The 13,505-nt window shown below is 55.0% G+C and carries 12 protein-coding genes, 2 tRNA genes, 1 rRNA gene and 1 other RNA gene; 9 read left to right on the top strand and 7 right to left on the bottom strand.

All coding sequences use genetic code 11. The features are described from left to right. The first annotated feature begins 96 nt into the window (after nt 1–96). On the top strand, nt 97–1,131 hold the full coding sequence (locus tag DUD43_RS14845; protein ID WP_153230878.1) for an NAD(P)/FAD-dependent oxidoreductase: 1,035 nt from the start codon (nt 97–99) through the stop codon (nt 1,129–1,131). A gap of 190 nt (nt 1,132–1,321) precedes the next feature. Here DUD43_RS14845 and DUD43_RS14840 read toward each other — a convergent pair whose 3' ends face one another. After that, nucleotides 1,322–2,827, bottom strand: coding sequence for a tripartite tricarboxylate transporter permease (locus tag DUD43_RS14840; protein ID WP_153230877.1), 1,506 nt, complete (start codon nt 2,825–2,827; stop codon nt 1,322–1,324). Nucleotides 2,828–2,844: 17 nt separating this feature from the next. Continuing rightward, nucleotides 2,845–3,303, bottom strand: coding sequence for a tripartite tricarboxylate transporter TctB family protein (locus tag DUD43_RS14835; protein ID WP_153230876.1), 459 nt, complete (start codon nt 3,301–3,303; stop codon nt 2,845–2,847). A 340-nt stretch (nt 3,304–3,643) separates the two neighbouring features. On the opposite strand from DUD43_RS14835, the gene DUD43_RS14830 reads away from it, so the two are divergent. The 3 genes from DUD43_RS14830 to ssrS all read left to right on the top strand — a co-directional run bounded on the left by DUD43_RS14830 (nt 3,644) and on the right by ssrS (nt 4,599). Continuing rightward, nucleotides 3,644–4,048 carry a hypothetical protein gene (locus DUD43_RS14830; RefSeq protein WP_153230875.1) on the top strand — a complete coding sequence of 135 codons (405 nt, stop codon included), beginning with the start codon at nt 3,644–3,646 and terminating at the stop codon, nt 4,046–4,048. A 3-nt stretch (nt 4,049–4,051) separates the two neighbouring features. After that, complete coding sequence (locus tag DUD43_RS14825; protein WP_153230874.1) at nt 4,052–4,363, top strand: cell division protein ZapA; 312 nt, start codon at nt 4,052–4,054, stop codon at nt 4,361–4,363. A 52-nt stretch (nt 4,364–4,415) separates the two neighbouring features. Further along, a non-coding RNA gene (gene ssrS, locus DUD43_RS14820) (6S RNA) lies at nt 4,416–4,599 on the top strand. A gap of 54 nt (nt 4,600–4,653) precedes the next feature. On the opposite strand, the gene lgt is transcribed toward ssrS, so the two are convergent. Then, complete coding sequence (gene lgt / locus DUD43_RS14815; RefSeq protein ID WP_153230873.1) at nt 4,654–5,451, bottom strand: prolipoprotein diacylglyceryl transferase; 798 nt, start codon at nt 5,449–5,451, stop codon at nt 4,654–4,656. Between the two features lie 84 nt (nt 5,452–5,535). On the opposite strand from lgt, the gene DUD43_RS14810 reads away from it, so the two are divergent. Both DUD43_RS14810 and msrA read left to right on the top strand, forming a co-directional pair. After that, nucleotides 5,536–5,904 carry a c-type cytochrome gene (locus DUD43_RS14810; protein WP_228125812.1) on the top strand — a complete coding sequence of 123 codons (369 nt, stop codon included), beginning with the start codon at nt 5,536–5,538 and terminating at the stop codon, nt 5,902–5,904. Continuing rightward, nucleotides 5,901–6,431, top strand: coding sequence for a peptide-methionine (S)-S-oxide reductase MsrA (gene msrA, locus DUD43_RS14805; protein ID WP_153230872.1), 531 nt, complete (start codon nt 5,901–5,903; stop codon nt 6,429–6,431). The genes DUD43_RS14810 and msrA overlap by 4 nt, the downstream gene beginning before the upstream one ends. On the opposite strand, the gene DUD43_RS14800 is transcribed toward msrA, so the two are convergent. From DUD43_RS14800 to DUD43_RS14790, 4 genes are all read right to left on the bottom strand, one after another. Beyond that, a complete protein-coding gene (locus DUD43_RS14800; protein WP_153230871.1) occupies nt 6,428–7,408 on the bottom strand; it encodes a hypothetical protein in 981 nt (326 codons plus the stop codon). The genes msrA and DUD43_RS14800 overlap by 4 nt on opposite strands. Nucleotides 7,409–7,653: 245 nt before the next feature. After that, complete coding sequence (locus DUD43_RS19135) at nt 7,654–7,818, bottom strand: hypothetical protein (RefSeq protein ID WP_009454924.1); 165 nt, start codon at nt 7,816–7,818, stop codon at nt 7,654–7,656. 11 nt (nt 7,819–7,829) lie between these two features. Beyond that, the gene (locus tag DUD43_RS14795; protein ID WP_153230870.1) at nt 7,830–8,936 is read right to left on the bottom strand and encodes a YeeE/YedE family protein; all 1,107 of its coding nucleotides are present in this window, start codon (nt 8,934–8,936) and stop codon (nt 7,830–7,832) included. A gap of 11 nt (nt 8,937–8,947) precedes the next feature. Next, nucleotides 8,948–9,913: a sulfurtransferase gene (locus tag DUD43_RS14790; RefSeq protein WP_153230869.1), complete on the bottom strand. Its 966-nt coding sequence runs from the start codon at nt 9,911–9,913 to the stop codon at nt 8,948–8,950. Nucleotides 9,914–11,694: 1,781 nt separating this feature from the next. On the opposite strand from DUD43_RS14790, the gene DUD43_RS14785 reads away from it, so the two are divergent. From DUD43_RS14785 to DUD43_RS14775, 3 genes are all read left to right on the top strand, one after another. Beyond that, nucleotides 11,695–13,231: ribosomal RNA gene (locus DUD43_RS14785) — 16S ribosomal RNA — on the top strand. 93 nt (nt 13,232–13,324) lie between these two features. Then, nucleotides 13,325–13,401, top strand: a tRNA-Ile gene (locus DUD43_RS14780). An 11-nt stretch (nt 13,402–13,412) separates the two neighbouring features. Continuing rightward, nucleotides 13,413–13,488, top strand: a tRNA-Ala gene (locus DUD43_RS14775). Nucleotides 13,489–13,505: the final 17 nt, after the last annotated feature.

Below are 13,505 nucleotides of genomic sequence, written 5' to 3'. Positions count from 1 at the left end.
CGTGGGCAGATCGTATCTTGTCGCCATTCAGGCTGTTCGCTTGTGTGCTCACATCATGAGCAGACTGCTTTTTGTTTTCCTAATTCGTAGAAAGCTATGACGCATAAATGCAAAGTGCTGGTTGTCGGTGGCGGCGTGATGGGGGCGTCGGTTGCCTGGCATCTGACTCAAGCGGGTGCCGCTGTGACCTTGATCGATCAAGGTCCTGGCAGTACGCCTGGCGCAACTGCGGCTTCTTTTGGATGGGTAGGGGCCAGCGCCAGCACGCCTTCAGATGACCCTGATGCCTTTGCCTTGCGCCTGCATGCGCTGGAGGAGTTCAAACGTCTGGAACAGACCTTGGGGGCATTACCCGTGACAGTGCGTGGAGCCTTGTCCTGGGGAGCGACGAAGGAGGAGACAGTTGCCTTGATTGAAGAGCATTTGGCAGCAGGTTCCAGGATTGAAAGCGTGTCGGCCGCACAAGTGCGCCAAAAAGAACCCTCGCTGGTGGCGGTACCGGATTTGGCAATGTGGGCGCCGGATGATTTTGCCTTGGAGCCGGTAGATCTGGCCCGCTGCTTTATTCAGGCTGCCCAAGCGGGTGGAGCCACGGTTCTGTCCGGTACTGTTCAGCGAGTGCTGTCGACAGGAGGGCGAGTGACCGGCGTAGAGCTGCAAGGGCAAGCCATCCATGCCGACAAGGTGGTGCTGGCCAATGCTTATGGCGCCTTGGCTTTGGCGGCCAGTGCAGGAGTGGTGTTGCCTATCGAGCAGCAGCCCGCCGTATTGCTGCGCCTTGATGCTGATAGAAGCCTGGTCCGACATTTACTCTGTGCTCAGGACCTGGAGTTACGACCGGGCAAGGAACGAGGCTTGATGTCGGCGTTGGACTATCCCCTGGAAGGCGAGGCGGGTTTGCAGAGCCTGGCAGAGCAAACCTGTCAGTCCATTGCTCAGTTGCTGCAATTGCCCTCTGTCCCGCGCGTTGTGTCTTTAGAGGTCGGGCAGCGCCCCATGACTCTCAATAAGCAACCTTTGTGTGGGCCTATCGGAACGTTGGATGGTTTGTTCGCAGCCATAGCCCATCCCGGTGTCATTCTGGCTCCCTTGCTGGGAAGGCAGTGTACGCAGGCGGTGCTGGCTGCTTGATGTTTGCTCTTGGCAGCAGCCCTGTTCTGCCTTTCAAGGATTGAGCGGTCTTGAACCCAGGCAGCAAAACCAGGCGACAAAACAAAAGGCCTGATTTCGTGGAGAGACGAAATCAGGCCTTCTTGTTTACTGCACCGTTTTGAATGCTCCCTTTCAGGGGGGGCTTTCAAACCAGAGGACTGGCTGTGCCTTAGTCCTCTTCCACGAAAGTTTCATCGCGTTTTTTCTTCACCGAAGGCAGGGCCACAACCACAACCAGGAAGGCGGCCAGCACCAGCAGTGACAAGGACAGCGGACGAGTCAGGAAGGTGGTGTAGTCACCGCGGGACAGCAGCAGGGCACGACGGAAGTTTTCTTCCATCATGGGTCCCAGAACCAGACCCAGCAACAGTGGAGCACCTTCACAACGCAGCTTGGACCACACGTAGCCGACGAAACCAAAGGCGGCGGTGACCAAAATATCAAACACGTTGTAGTTCAGCGAGTACACACCGACCGTGCAGAACACCAGAATGGCGGGGAACAGCAGACGGTAAGGTACTTTCAGCAGCTTCACCCACAGACCAACCAGCGGCAGGTTCAGAATCACCAGCATCAGGTTACCAATCCACATCGAGGCGATCAGGCCCCAGAACAGCTCGGGGTGACTGGTCATCACTTGTGGGCCGGGCTGAATGTTGTGGATGGTCATCGCACCAATCATCAGAGCGGTCACGGCGTTACCAGGAATACCCAGTGTCAGCAGCGGGATGAAGGAGGTCTGAGCAGCTGCGTTATTCGCAGACTCGGGACCTGCCAAGCCAGCGGGGTGGCCTTTACCAAAGCGTTCGGGATTGCGGGAGATTTTCTTCTCCAGCGTGTAGGAGGCAAAGGAGGACAGAACCGCACCACCACCGGGCAGGATACCCAGGCAAGAACCCATGGCAGTACCACGGACCACAGCAGGCCAGGACTCTTTGAATTCCTGCTTGTTGGGGTACAGGCTACCTACCTTGCCCGTGATCTCAACGCGCTGGTCGCCCAGCTCCAGGTTGTTCATGATTTCGGAGAAACCGAACACACCCATGGCCACCACGGCAAAGTCGATACCGTCTTGCAGCTCTGGAATACCAAAGTCGTAGCGGGCTACGCCGGAGTTCACGTCTGTACCGACCATACCCAGCAGCAGACCCAGCAAGATCATGCAGATGGCCTTAGGCAGGGAACCCGAAGCCAGCACCACAGCACCGACCAGGCCCAAGACCATTAATGAGAAATACTCTGCCGGCCCGAACTTGAAGGCGACTTCAGCCAGGGGCGGCGCAAATGCGGCCAGCAACACCGTGGCCACACAACCGGCGAAGAAAGAACCCAGGGCGGCGATGGCCAAGGCAGCACCGGCCCGACCATTACGTGCCATCTGGTGTCCGTCCAGCACCGTTACCACCGCCGAGGTTTCTCCCGGCAGGGCGACCAGAATGGCCGTTGTGGACCCACCATATTGAGCACCATAGTAAATACCGGCCAGCATGATCAGACCAGCTACGGGCGGCAGCACATAAGTAATAGGCAGCAGCATGGCAATGGTTGGCACAGGGCCAATGCCAGGCAACACACCAATCAAGGTGCCCAGTATGCAACCGAGCAAAGCGTAGGCCAGGTTCTCGGGCGTGATCGCCACGGAGAAACCCAGCATCAGATTGTCAAATAATTCCATATCTGTTCACCCCCTAATCAGGCCAGAAAACTTGGCCACAAGGGGAATACCAGCCCCAGGCCCTTGATGAATGCCAACCAGACGAACAGCACCAGAAAGGCGGCTGCGCCCAGTGCAACAGGCCAGCTGAATTCATGGCTGGCAAAGCTGCTGATCAGTACAAGCAGGAAAATGGAGATGTAAACACCCAGCGAGTTCAGTGTCAGACCGCAAAGCACGACTGCACCGATGATAACGAAGAGCACTTTCCAGTTAAACTTCTCTACCTCGGTGTTTTCTGCTTTGGCAGACATCGAGCCCAAAGTGACAACCGCCCCTAACAAGCTCAGGCATACACCAAGCCAGAAGGGGAAGTAGCCGGGTCCCATGCGGGCGGCTGTTCCCATCGAGTAGCTGGTAGCCCCGAGCGCGAAAGCGGCGCCCACGACCACGAACATGACCCCGGACCAGAAGTCCTGTTTATTTTTAATTTGCATAAGGTGGATTCTCCTTGTCTGCCTTGCGCATTGGTTTTCCTTTTTCCTGTGTCAGCTTCTTTATGGTGGAGCGAACTCCACACTCTGCTTGTGCCGACTGCATTGAGCAGAGGTGACGCATGGTAATGGAGCACTTGAAGACTGGAAACCCTGAGATGACCCTAGTTTTTAAGGGTTTTCCCGGTAATTCCGGAAATTTAGGGTTTTTTGGGAGCGTGTTCGCCGGGGGATGGCAGGCTTTGAAAGAAGTTTGAAAGGTAATGGAAAGATGGGTGAAAGGTTATCATTAGTATGAAATTCCTCTACCCAGTAACGCTAGCAATGGTTTACGATAAGGCCCATGTTGCAAGATCTCGACTTTCTCGCTGACCGCATCGGTCAACTGGTAGAGCAATCTCGTCAGCTCAACGCTGAACGCGCTCAATTATTAGCTCGTCTGAAAACTCAGGATGCCGAGCTGGACGCCTTGCGCCAGCAAAATCGACGTCAACAGGACGAGTTCGAGTCTCTGTCCACCGGAGTTGCTTCGCATCAGCGTCAACTGGATGTGGTGCAGCAACAAGCGCAAGCCGATCAGGCTGAACTGAAAAAGCTGCTCGAACAGGAACAGGCCCAGATTGTTGCCTTGCGTCGCGAGTTGGACAGTGCACGCGCCGGCATGGGTGTGTTGCGTGATGTAGCAGGACAGGCTCGCGACCAGATCGGTTCGATCCTGATGCGTTTACCCGGTGCCGTACAGGAGTAAGTCATGGAACGAGTCGATATTTCCCTGTTGGGCCGCGATTACTCTCTGGCATGCCCTCCTTCCGAAAAAGCACGCTTGCTTGAAGCTGTCAAACTGGTAGACCAGCGCATGCAGTCTATCAAGGGTTCGGGCCGCGTCTCGGGTAACGAACGTATCGCCGTTATGGCCGCCATTCAGATCGCCAGCGAGTTTTTATCTGCTAAAGCACCTGATGGTCCTCTGGCTAATGTTGCTTTTGGCGATTTCAAGCGTAAAATTGAGGACATGCACGCAATGATTGACGATGTCATCGAACCTTCGGGTACTGCGCGCTAAAAAAATTTGAAAGCAGCCCCTTGTTGTCCCTCGCGGGTTGCTTCATCCCAGTAAGTCCCTGCCGTGTTCGTGACACGACCATACATTCCTTGAACCAATGCTTTTGGCATACAGGTTGTTGGATTAGCCAGTAGGAGCGATCGTCCTCGTCGACGAACCCGAAGCTGGCTTGATGACAGCCGATCTTGGACCCTCGGTTCCAGGATGCCGGTCTTGACGGCAATGGTGGGGCACCTACAAAAAAAGCCCGTCCAGATCTGGACGGGCTTTTTTCTTTTCTGCAGATCTTCTTATCCCTGACTGCCGGGCGTCACACCCCGCTTGCTGGCATAAGCAAACAAAGCCAGTCCGGCCACAATCATGGGCAAGGACAACCACTGTCCCATCGACAAGCCTGCGCTCAGCAAACCCAGGTAGCCATCAGGTTCGCGGGTGTATTCCACCATGAAGCGGAAGAAACCATAGCCGATCAGAAACAGGGCACTGGTCTGACCCACGGCACGAGGGCGGCGCGTAAACCACCACAGCAGGATAAACAAGGCGATGCCTTCCAGGGCCATCTCATACAACTGCGAAGGGTGGCGGGGCGTTGCATCCACTTGCGGGAACACCATGGCCCAGGGCACATCACTGGGGCGACCCCACAGCTCGCCGTTGATGAAGTTACCCAGACGGCCCACGGCCAGCCCCAATGGAATCAAGGGAGCCAGAAAATCACTGACTTCCAGAAAGCGCCGTTGACGGTTTCGAGCAAACAGCGCGATTGTCACCAGCACGCCGATCAGGCCGCCATGAAAGGACATGCCGCCTTGCCAGACATACAGAATCTCCAGCGGGTGCGACAGGTAATAAGAGGGTTGATAGAACAGGGTATAACCCAGACGCCCGCCCGCCACCACGCCCAGGACGCAGTAAAAGATCAGGTCTTCCAGGTCTTTGCGAGTCAGCAAGGCATAGCCCGCACGGATACGCGCCGTGCCAGCCAGCCAAACCAGGCCAAAGCCCACTAAATACATCAAGCCATACCAATGAATGGCAAGGGGTCCAAGTTGTATGGCGACGGGATCAAACTGCGGGTGAATTAACATGCGTGCCCATTACAGAGATGAATATCAGATAATAGCGTGACTGCGAGCCCAGACCAGGGCTGGGTAAATTGTAAGGGAAGGATCATGCTGCATTCAGTCTCTTGGGCCAGCCGTTTACCATTAGTAGTTTTTTGTGGATTGATGGTCTTTAATCCGGCGGCAAAGGCTGATACGGTAGCGCTGATGGATATCGTGCAGGCGCAGTGCTTGTCTTGTCATCAGATTGATCGTAAACGGGTCGGGCCTCCTTTCCAGGAGATCGCCCAACGCTACGCGCCAGGTCCGGCGCAGGAAACCCAGGCGTATTTGCAGCGACAAATTCAACAGGGTAGCCGGGGGAACTGGGGAGCCATTCCCATGCCCGCTCAAAACCGGATCAGCGCCGAGCAAGCACAAGCTATTGCAGCCTGGTTGCTGAGTCTAGCCAATTCGTCAACGAAGGAGAATTCATGAAGGAAACAGCCATATTGGGTGGCGGATGTTTTTGGTGCACTGAAGGGATTTTCAAAGCCTTGCAAGGTGTGCAGTCTGTGGTGCCCGGATATTGCGGCGGCCATGTAGAGCATCCCACCTATGAGCAGGTTTGCGGCAAGCAGACCGGCCATATTGAAGTGGTCAAAGTGGAATTCGACCCTTCCGTCATTTCCTATCGGGATTTGCTGGAGGTGTTTTTCCTGACCCACGACCCTACCACGCCGGATCGTCAGGGCGCTGACCAGGGGCCGCAGTATGCGTCGGCTATTTTCTGTCAGAACGACGAACAGCGCCGTCAGGCCTTTGAGGTCATCGAAGAAATCAAACTGCAGTTTGATGCACCTATCGTGACGCATGTGCTCGATAGCTCCACATTCTGGGAAGCCGAGGACTATCACCACGACTACTTTGCATTGCACCCCGAGCAAGCCTATTGCCAGATGGTGATTGCGCCCAAGCTCAAGAAGTTCTACCAGCGTTTTCAGGATTTGCTGGTCAAAAGCTAAGCATCCTGAGGGTGCGAGGCAGAAGCAAGGTAGCGTCTGTACAGGGCGCTACCTGGTAAAGTCAGACGGGCCATCAGGCCAATAATCAGCAAGGTCAGAACAAGTCGGCCGACCAGGGCCACCCAGATGTTGGCACCCAGAGCCAGAATAAGAATGGTGTCTTCAATCAGGGAATGGCTTAAAGACAGCCAGGACAAGGCCAGCAGGCGTGTTCTGGGACTGTAGTTTTGCTGACGGGACTCATCAATAATCAAGGCACCGCCGTAGCTCAAGCCCAGCAACACGCCAATCGTGGTGGTGGGAGCGACTCGCTCTTCCAGCCCTGAAAAGCGCAGAAGGGGAAGCAGAAGTCGGGTCAGCAAACGGGTGAAGCCGATTTTATCCAGGACTGACAGGATCAAAAGCAGGCCAAGAATAATCAGCCAGGTCATGAATAGCGAGCTGGCCGTTCCCCAGAGCCAGTCTACCCAGCCTTGCCAGCCACCTTGCGTGGCATTGGATTGTCCGTAAAGCCAGGTAAGCGACACAGGTTCCTGCAACAGCCCAGCACTGTTCAAGCCCCAGGCCAGCAGACCGCCGTAAAGCAGGGCGCAGACAATTCGTAGCGCGGCGGTAAACCAGAAGCTGGCTCCGGCCCGACGCACAATTGCCTGTTCCATGGGCATATTGTGCGCAAACAGCATCATGGTGCCCAAGACGCTGATTTGTGCCACGTTGAAGCTCAAGCTGTCGCCCAAGGCGGCCATTGATCCTATACCAGCGTAAATACCAGCCAGGGCGGTAGTTGCCCAGACAATACCGGCTTCGGCAGGCAAGCCGACCAATGCCATGACTGGACCTATCAGTTTGCCGACTTGCTCGATCAAGCCCAACTGCGCGGCAATACGCACCGCAATCATGATGGGGAGCATGATGCGTGCAACGGTATAGAACATGCGCAGGCTGCGGATCAGCGTGGTGCGTAGGAAGTTCAGCATGACAGCGGGAGCGATGAAAAATTTGACTGATGCTAGCACGGCAAGCCGACAGTTTTGCTGTGCTGTGGCTCCTGTCCAACTGAAGAGCAGGGGGCTGAATGTTCTTGCCCTTTACTCCTACGGGGGGGCGGTGAGTTTATATTGCCCACAAAAAAGCCCCTGATCTCAAAACCTGGTGCAGCAGCCAGAAGTCGCTGCCAAAGTTTTTTAAATCAGGGGCGTTTCAGGCCTGGCAGTCGGGGGGCTTATCGACCCGAGCAGTGACCGCCGCTGGCGGCTTGTCCGCTACCCCAGGCAATGGGGGCGGGCTCAGGACGGTAGGGATAATCTTGCAGACTGTCCATGACAACTAACAAGACAACAACCAGCCAGAAGGTACTGGTAATAAGGCGGAAAGTAGTTTTGCTCATGGTGGCGCGACTCAAGGATTAACGCGGCGACGAATGCGCACGCCTATGATGGACCCGGCAAAGGCCAGTGCAAACCAGACCCAGCCATGTATGCTGGCCGAGGCAATGCCTCCCAGGAATGCGCCCACATTACATCCGAAGGCCATACGGGCACTGTAGCCCATGACCAGACCCGCAATCGCGCCTACCCACAAAGTGCGAGCATTGGGCGATTTGAAATTGGCAGGATGGTTCCAGCGCGAGGCGGCCATGGCTCCCAGAATCAAACCAAAGTTGGTGACCGAGGTAACGTCAGCCAGGACGGGTTCAGCCAGACGTTGTGCGTGTGGAGCCACGCCCCAGAATGCGTCGCCAACCGGGGACCAGCCCAGAGCCGAGAATACTTTTGCACCCCACAGGCCAATACCGTAGACGATGCCCCAGGGTTGGCCTGCAACGATCATGTGAATGGCGTAGAGCACGGCCAGCAACAAGGCACCCATCCACCAGCGCATTTCCCATTTGGCGGGTGCGCTGTTGTGCTCTTTCTGATGGCGACGTGCGCCTCGGCCGACGAACCAGGATACGGCGGCGCAGCCCAGTACGGTAATCAGCAAGGCGGTGGGCCAGCCCAGGGAAACAGTCAGATCGATAGCGGGCAAGCCACCCAAGGCAATCCAGCCGGGTTGGTGCGAGGCGCCCAGAAAGCTGCCAATCGCAAAGGTAGGCAGAACCGCAAAGGATATCGGTGCGCCAGCGCCTGCTTTATATAAGGTTCCGGAGCCGCAACCGTCGGCCAGTTGCATGGCAGCGCCAAACAGGAAGGCACCCAGCACCAGGCTGATGGTCAAGGGGGCAATTGCACCGACCAGCTCGCCACCGCTATCAGCGATCAAGGGCAGGGTGAAAGCGGCGGCCAGTACCAGCAGGAGCATTTGTGCCCAGATACCTTGAGGGTCACGACGCTCGATATAGTTGCGCCAGCCGGTTGTGAAACCGAAACGGGCTCCTTGCAGCACGGCACCAAAGCCAATCCCCAACAGGGCGAGCAGGCCTTGGCGCAGTCCACCTACCAGGGCGACCCCAACAATCAGGGCGAGGCTGGCCAGGATAAAGCCCAGTCTAGTCAGATAAAGCATGATCGATTTCTTTAGTTAATGGCGCGCTTGGCATCGAGTTTCAGAACTTCGAAACGGGAGGGCTGGTTATCCATAGGCAAGTTGCTGCGGCTCCATTCCACGACGGACTCGGGGTAGAGCTTCACATTGGGGTTGCCTGCCAGTTCGGACAGGACAAACCAGTTCGTGGCAGCCCAGTGGCCGGTATTGCAGAACGAAACGGTAGGCTTGTCGTCCAGGCCTTGTTCTTTGACGATCTTGACGAGTTCGCCCGTGTCTTTCAGGACTGGCTTATCGCTACGAAAGAAGCTGTTGAAGTCCAGTTCGCGTGCGCCGGGCAAGGTGCCGTAGCGGGCGGCGGCGTCAACGCGCTTTTCGCCTTTGAAGAATTCTGTTGGGCGTGCGTCCAGCAGGACGGGGGCTTGGCCGTTCTTGATGTAGTCAGCTACTTCTTGTGTGCTGACCACCATGTCTTTGTTGTAGTGGTAGCTGAATTCGGTGGGGGTGACTGTGGGGGCGTCTTTGCTCAAGGGTTTGCCTTCGGCTTCCCAGGCTTGCAGGCCACCGTCCAGAATGGATAGTTGTGTCAGGCCGCCTGCTTTCAGTGTCCAGTACACGCGTGCCGCTGCACCGAAGTCTGTGGGGTTGGCGCCCGCGTAGGTCACGACAACGTAGCTGTCTTTGGAAATGCCGGCTTTGCTGAACAGGGCAGACAGGTCGGCTTCGGAGCGCAGGGCACCGGCGTTTTCGGCTGGACCACGGTAGGCACCATAGGGGGTGTGAACGGCGCCGGGTACGTGGCCTGCTTCGTATTCTTTGTCGCTGCGGATATCCAGAATGCGCAGATTGGTTTGATCCAGTTGGCTGGCCAGGTCGGCGGCCGAGATCAGGGCGGCGGGTTTGGCGGCCGTTTCGGGTGCGCTTGGTTCTGCGGAGACAGTCGGTGCCAGGACCGAGCTGAATGCAAATGCCAAGGAGATGAGGATAGGTTTGATCATTATTACTCGCTTGAGTAAGCAGGGGCCTGCTTAGAGGATTAAGTGCATAAGGAATGGTAATGAACGTGGCTACAGAAAATAACAATGAATTGGGGATTAGCTTATTTCTGTGGGGCGTAAGGGGAGGGGGCTATCTATATAGAGTAGATAGGAGGGGCTTTGTTTGTGGCTCTGCGGTGGGTGAGCTTGTGCCGCTCTGGCTGTGTGTCTCTAGCTGCGTGTCTCTATCAGGTAAGGGTGTCTTTGGTCTCTATATAGAGTGAGCGTATCTATATAGAGAGAGCAGAGTCGCAATGATGAATGGCTCCTCTATATATAGAGAGAGGCGTTCATTGCTCCAGCCGCTCTATGTAGGTCGCCACTCGAAGCCCCGGGACAGGGGGTTGGGGCGGACGACTTGCCGGCGCGTTGCGCCGGTCCCTTTGTCGAAGTCACCATCGGGGCGCAGTCTGAACTCGCCCAGTGATTGGTCCCCCGGACCAATCACAAACGCTGGGCTCAAACAGCAGACTGCTTGCATCCCCGATGGTGACTCCGACTGCGGCAAGTCGTCTGACTCGCCCCAACCCCCTGTCCCGGGGCCCCGAGTGGCTAGCAGCCCTGCATAGTGTTCGATCTTGGAGGCTACTTAACTCTCTATCTATATAGAGACGCTGTTGATTGGAGCGAAGGGCTGATGCAGTGTTCGTACTGGCGTTCCTTTGTTGGTCCTCCATCTCTCCATTTTTCTTTTTCACTATTTCCCTGCTTCTTCAGCAAGCAAGCAAGCAAGCAAGCAAGCAAGCAAACACAAGGACTGGTGACTATTTTGGGGAGGGTTCTCGCCTTCCCTCTATATAGAGAGGAAGAATGCTGAGTGACAGAGGAATATCTGACGATTTTTCACGAGGAAAATAGCTGCTTAGCCCAGGATTTGGGTCTGAGGGCAGGCTGGCCTGCTATCAGGGCAAAAAATCCGAAGTTAATCCAAAAATTATTTTTATAGTTATTATTCATAGTTATCAATATGCTAGGTCGTTTTACGGAGTTTTCTCTCCTGAAATACCAAGAAAAATGGCAAAGAAGGCTTGCAAGTCTGAAAATCATCGTGCTATAGTTCTTTTCTCGCTGCAGCACACACAGGGTTTTCCCTGAAGCGCTACGGAGAGCAGTTAGACAAGTTTCACCGCCTTGGCCAAGAGGCCCGCACCGAAGCTTGAATGACTGAGTCAGGTAACTGACACGGCGTAAAACCCGGAGCTTGACAAATCAGAAAATTCTGTGTTAAAGTTCTAGGTTCTGCTCCAGAGAACGCAACGTTAAGTTTTTAAGCGGTTTCGAAGGTTGAAACGGATTTGAAAATTTACCCTTGTTTGTGAAGTTGGATGGTTAGCCTCACGGTTGATTGTTCATCAGGTAGTTCGGAACGAAAGTTCTGGTTTAAGCGGGACGAGTTAGACAGTTTTAAAACTTTCTAACTTCTTCAAAAAAAACGCTTGACACACTGCCTGATCTGCTTCATAATCTCGTTTCTCTGCTGCTAACACAGCAAGGCACGAAGCGCCAAGCGCGACGAGCCAGCCGGGTTAGTCAGTAGAACGACAGGCAACTGTCATTGCTCTTTAACAATTAACAGCCGATAAGTGTGGGCGCTTGGAATGAGCGAGTCGAACCCTTCGGGGATCGCCACAAGTTTGTATCAAGTGCTCACAAACGAAAGATGAAGAATTACCTTGTGTAACTCTGAATTTTTCTTTGAGACACAATCGGTCTCGTCGCAAGACGGGACAACCACAGAGATTAAACTGAAGAGTTTGATCCTGGCTCAGATTGAACGCTAGCGGGATGCTTTACACATGCAAGTCGAACGGCAGCACGAGAGAGCTTGCTCTCTTGGTGGCGAGTGGCGGACGGGTGAGTAATATATCGGAACGTGCCCAGTAGCGGGGGATAACTACTCGAAAGAGTGGCTAATACCGCATACGCCCTACGGGGGAAAGGGGGGGATCGCAAGACCTCTCACTATTGGAGCGGCCGATATCGGATTAGCTAGTTGGTGGGGTAAAGGCTCACCAAGGCAACGATCCGTAGCTGGTTTGAGAGGACGACCAGCCACACTGGGACTGAGACACGGCCCAGACTCCTACGGGAGGCAGCAGTGGGGAATTTTGGACAATGGGGGAAACCCTGATCCAGCCATCCCGCGTGTATGATGAAGGCCTTCGGGTTGTAAAGTACTTTTGGCAGAGAAGAAAAGGTATCTCCTAATACGAGGTACTGCTGACGGTATCTGCAGAATAAGCACCGGCTAACTACGTGCCAGCAGCCGCGGTAATACGTAGGGTGCAAGCGTTAATCGGAATTACTGGGCGTAAAGCGTGTGTAGGCGGTTCGGAAAGAAAGATGTGAAATCCCAGGGCTCAACCTTGGAACTGCATTTTTAACTGCCGAGCTAGAGTATGTCAGAGGGGGGTAGAATTCCACGTGTAGCAGTGAAATGCGTAGATATGTGGAGGAATACCGATGGCGAAGGCAGCCCCCTGGGATAATACTGACGCTCAGACACGAAAGCGTGGGGAGCAAACAGGATTAGATACCCTGGTAGTCCACGCCCTAAACGATGTCAACTAGCTGTTGGGGCCGTTAGGCCTTAGTAGCGCAGCTAACGCGTGAAGTTGACCGCCTGGGGAGTACGGTCGCAAGATTAAAACTCAAAGGAATTGACGGGGACCCGCACAAGCGGTGGATGATGTGGATTAATTCGATGCAACGCGAAAAACCTTACCTACCCTTGACATGTCTGGAAAGCCGAAGAGATTTGGCCGTGCTCGCAAGAGAACCGGAACACAGGTGCTGCATGGCTGTCGTCAGCTCGTGTCGTGAGATGTTGGGTTAAGTCCCGCAACGAGCGCAACCCTTGTCATTAGTTGCTACGCAAGAGCACTCTAATGAGACTGCCGGTGACAAACCGGAGGAAGGTGGGGATGACGTCAAGTCCTCATGGCCCTTATGGGTAGGGCTTCACACGTCATACAATGGTCGGGACAGAGGGTCGCCAACCCGCGAGGGGGAGCCAATCTCAGAAACCCGATCGTAGTCCGGATCGCAGTCTGCAACTCGACTGCGTGAAGTCGGAATCGCTAGTAATCGCGGATCAGAATGTCGCGGTGAATACGTTCCCGGGTCTTGTACACACCGCCCGTCACACCATGGGAGTGGGTTTCACCAGAAGTAGGTAGCCTAACCGTAAGGAGGGCGCTTACCACGGTGGGATTCATGACTGGGGTGAAGTCGTAACAAGGTAGCCGTATCGGAAGGTGCGGCTGGATCACCTCCTTTTAGAGCGAATGGCTCGCAAAGCGAAAGCGTCCACACTTATTGGCTGTTAGTTAATGTCATGACCATTGAAGGTATCGCCCACTGGTGATAGATGGGTCAGTAGCTCAGTCGGTTAGAGCACCGTCTTGATAAGGCGGGGGTCGTTGGTTCGATTCCAACTTGACCCACCAACGATTACCTCGGGGGATTAGCTCAGCTGGGAGAGCACCTGCTTTGCAAGCAGGGGGTCGTCGGTTCGATCCCGTCATCCTCCACCACCGCTTTTGTGGTTGGT

Origin of the sequence: Alcaligenes faecalis (assembly GCF_009497775.1) — a bacterium.
Classification (GTDB): Bacteria; Pseudomonadota; Gammaproteobacteria; order Burkholderiales; family Burkholderiaceae_B; genus Alcaligenes; species Alcaligenes faecalis_D.
This window is presented reverse-complemented; position numbering and strand designations above follow the sequence as displayed.

Bases quoted from the DNA above. Each gene is read 5' to 3' on its own strand.
- DUD43_RS14810 (WP_228125812.1), top strand. From the start codon at position 5,536: ATGCTGCATTCAGTCTCTTGGGCCAGCCGTTTACCATTAGTAGTTTTT.
- DUD43_RS14790 (WP_153230869.1), bottom strand. From the start codon at position 9,913: ATGATCAAACCTATCCTCATCTCCTTGGCATTTGCATTCAGCTCGGTC.
- DUD43_RS14800 (WP_153230871.1), bottom strand. From the start codon at position 7,408: ATGCTGAACTTCCTACGCACCACGCTGATCCGCAGCCTGCGCATGTTC.
- DUD43_RS14845 (WP_153230878.1), top strand. From the start codon at position 97: ATGACGCATAAATGCAAAGTGCTGGTTGTCGGTGGCGGCGTGATGGGG.
- DUD43_RS14795 (WP_153230870.1), bottom strand. From the start codon at position 8,936: ATGCTTTATCTGACTAGACTGGGCTTTATCCTGGCCAGCCTCGCCCTG.
- DUD43_RS14825 (WP_153230874.1), top strand. From the start codon at position 4,052: ATGGAACGAGTCGATATTTCCCTGTTGGGCCGCGATTACTCTCTGGCA.
- DUD43_RS14835 (WP_153230876.1), bottom strand. From the start codon at position 3,303: ATGCAAATTAAAAATAAACAGGACTTCTGGTCCGGGGTCATGTTCGTG.
- msrA (WP_153230872.1), top strand. From the start codon at position 5,901: ATGAAGGAAACAGCCATATTGGGTGGCGGATGTTTTTGGTGCACTGAA.
- DUD43_RS19135 (WP_009454924.1), bottom strand. From the start codon at position 7,818: ATGAGCAAAACTACTTTCCGCCTTATTACCAGTACCTTCTGGCTGGTT.
- lgt (WP_153230873.1), bottom strand. From the start codon at position 5,451: ATGTTAATTCACCCGCAGTTTGATCCCGTCGCCATACAACTTGGACCC.
- DUD43_RS14830 (WP_153230875.1), top strand. From the start codon at position 3,644: ATGTTGCAAGATCTCGACTTTCTCGCTGACCGCATCGGTCAACTGGTA.
- DUD43_RS14840 (WP_153230877.1), bottom strand. From the start codon at position 2,827: ATGGAATTATTTGACAATCTGATGCTGGGTTTCTCCGTGGCGATCACG.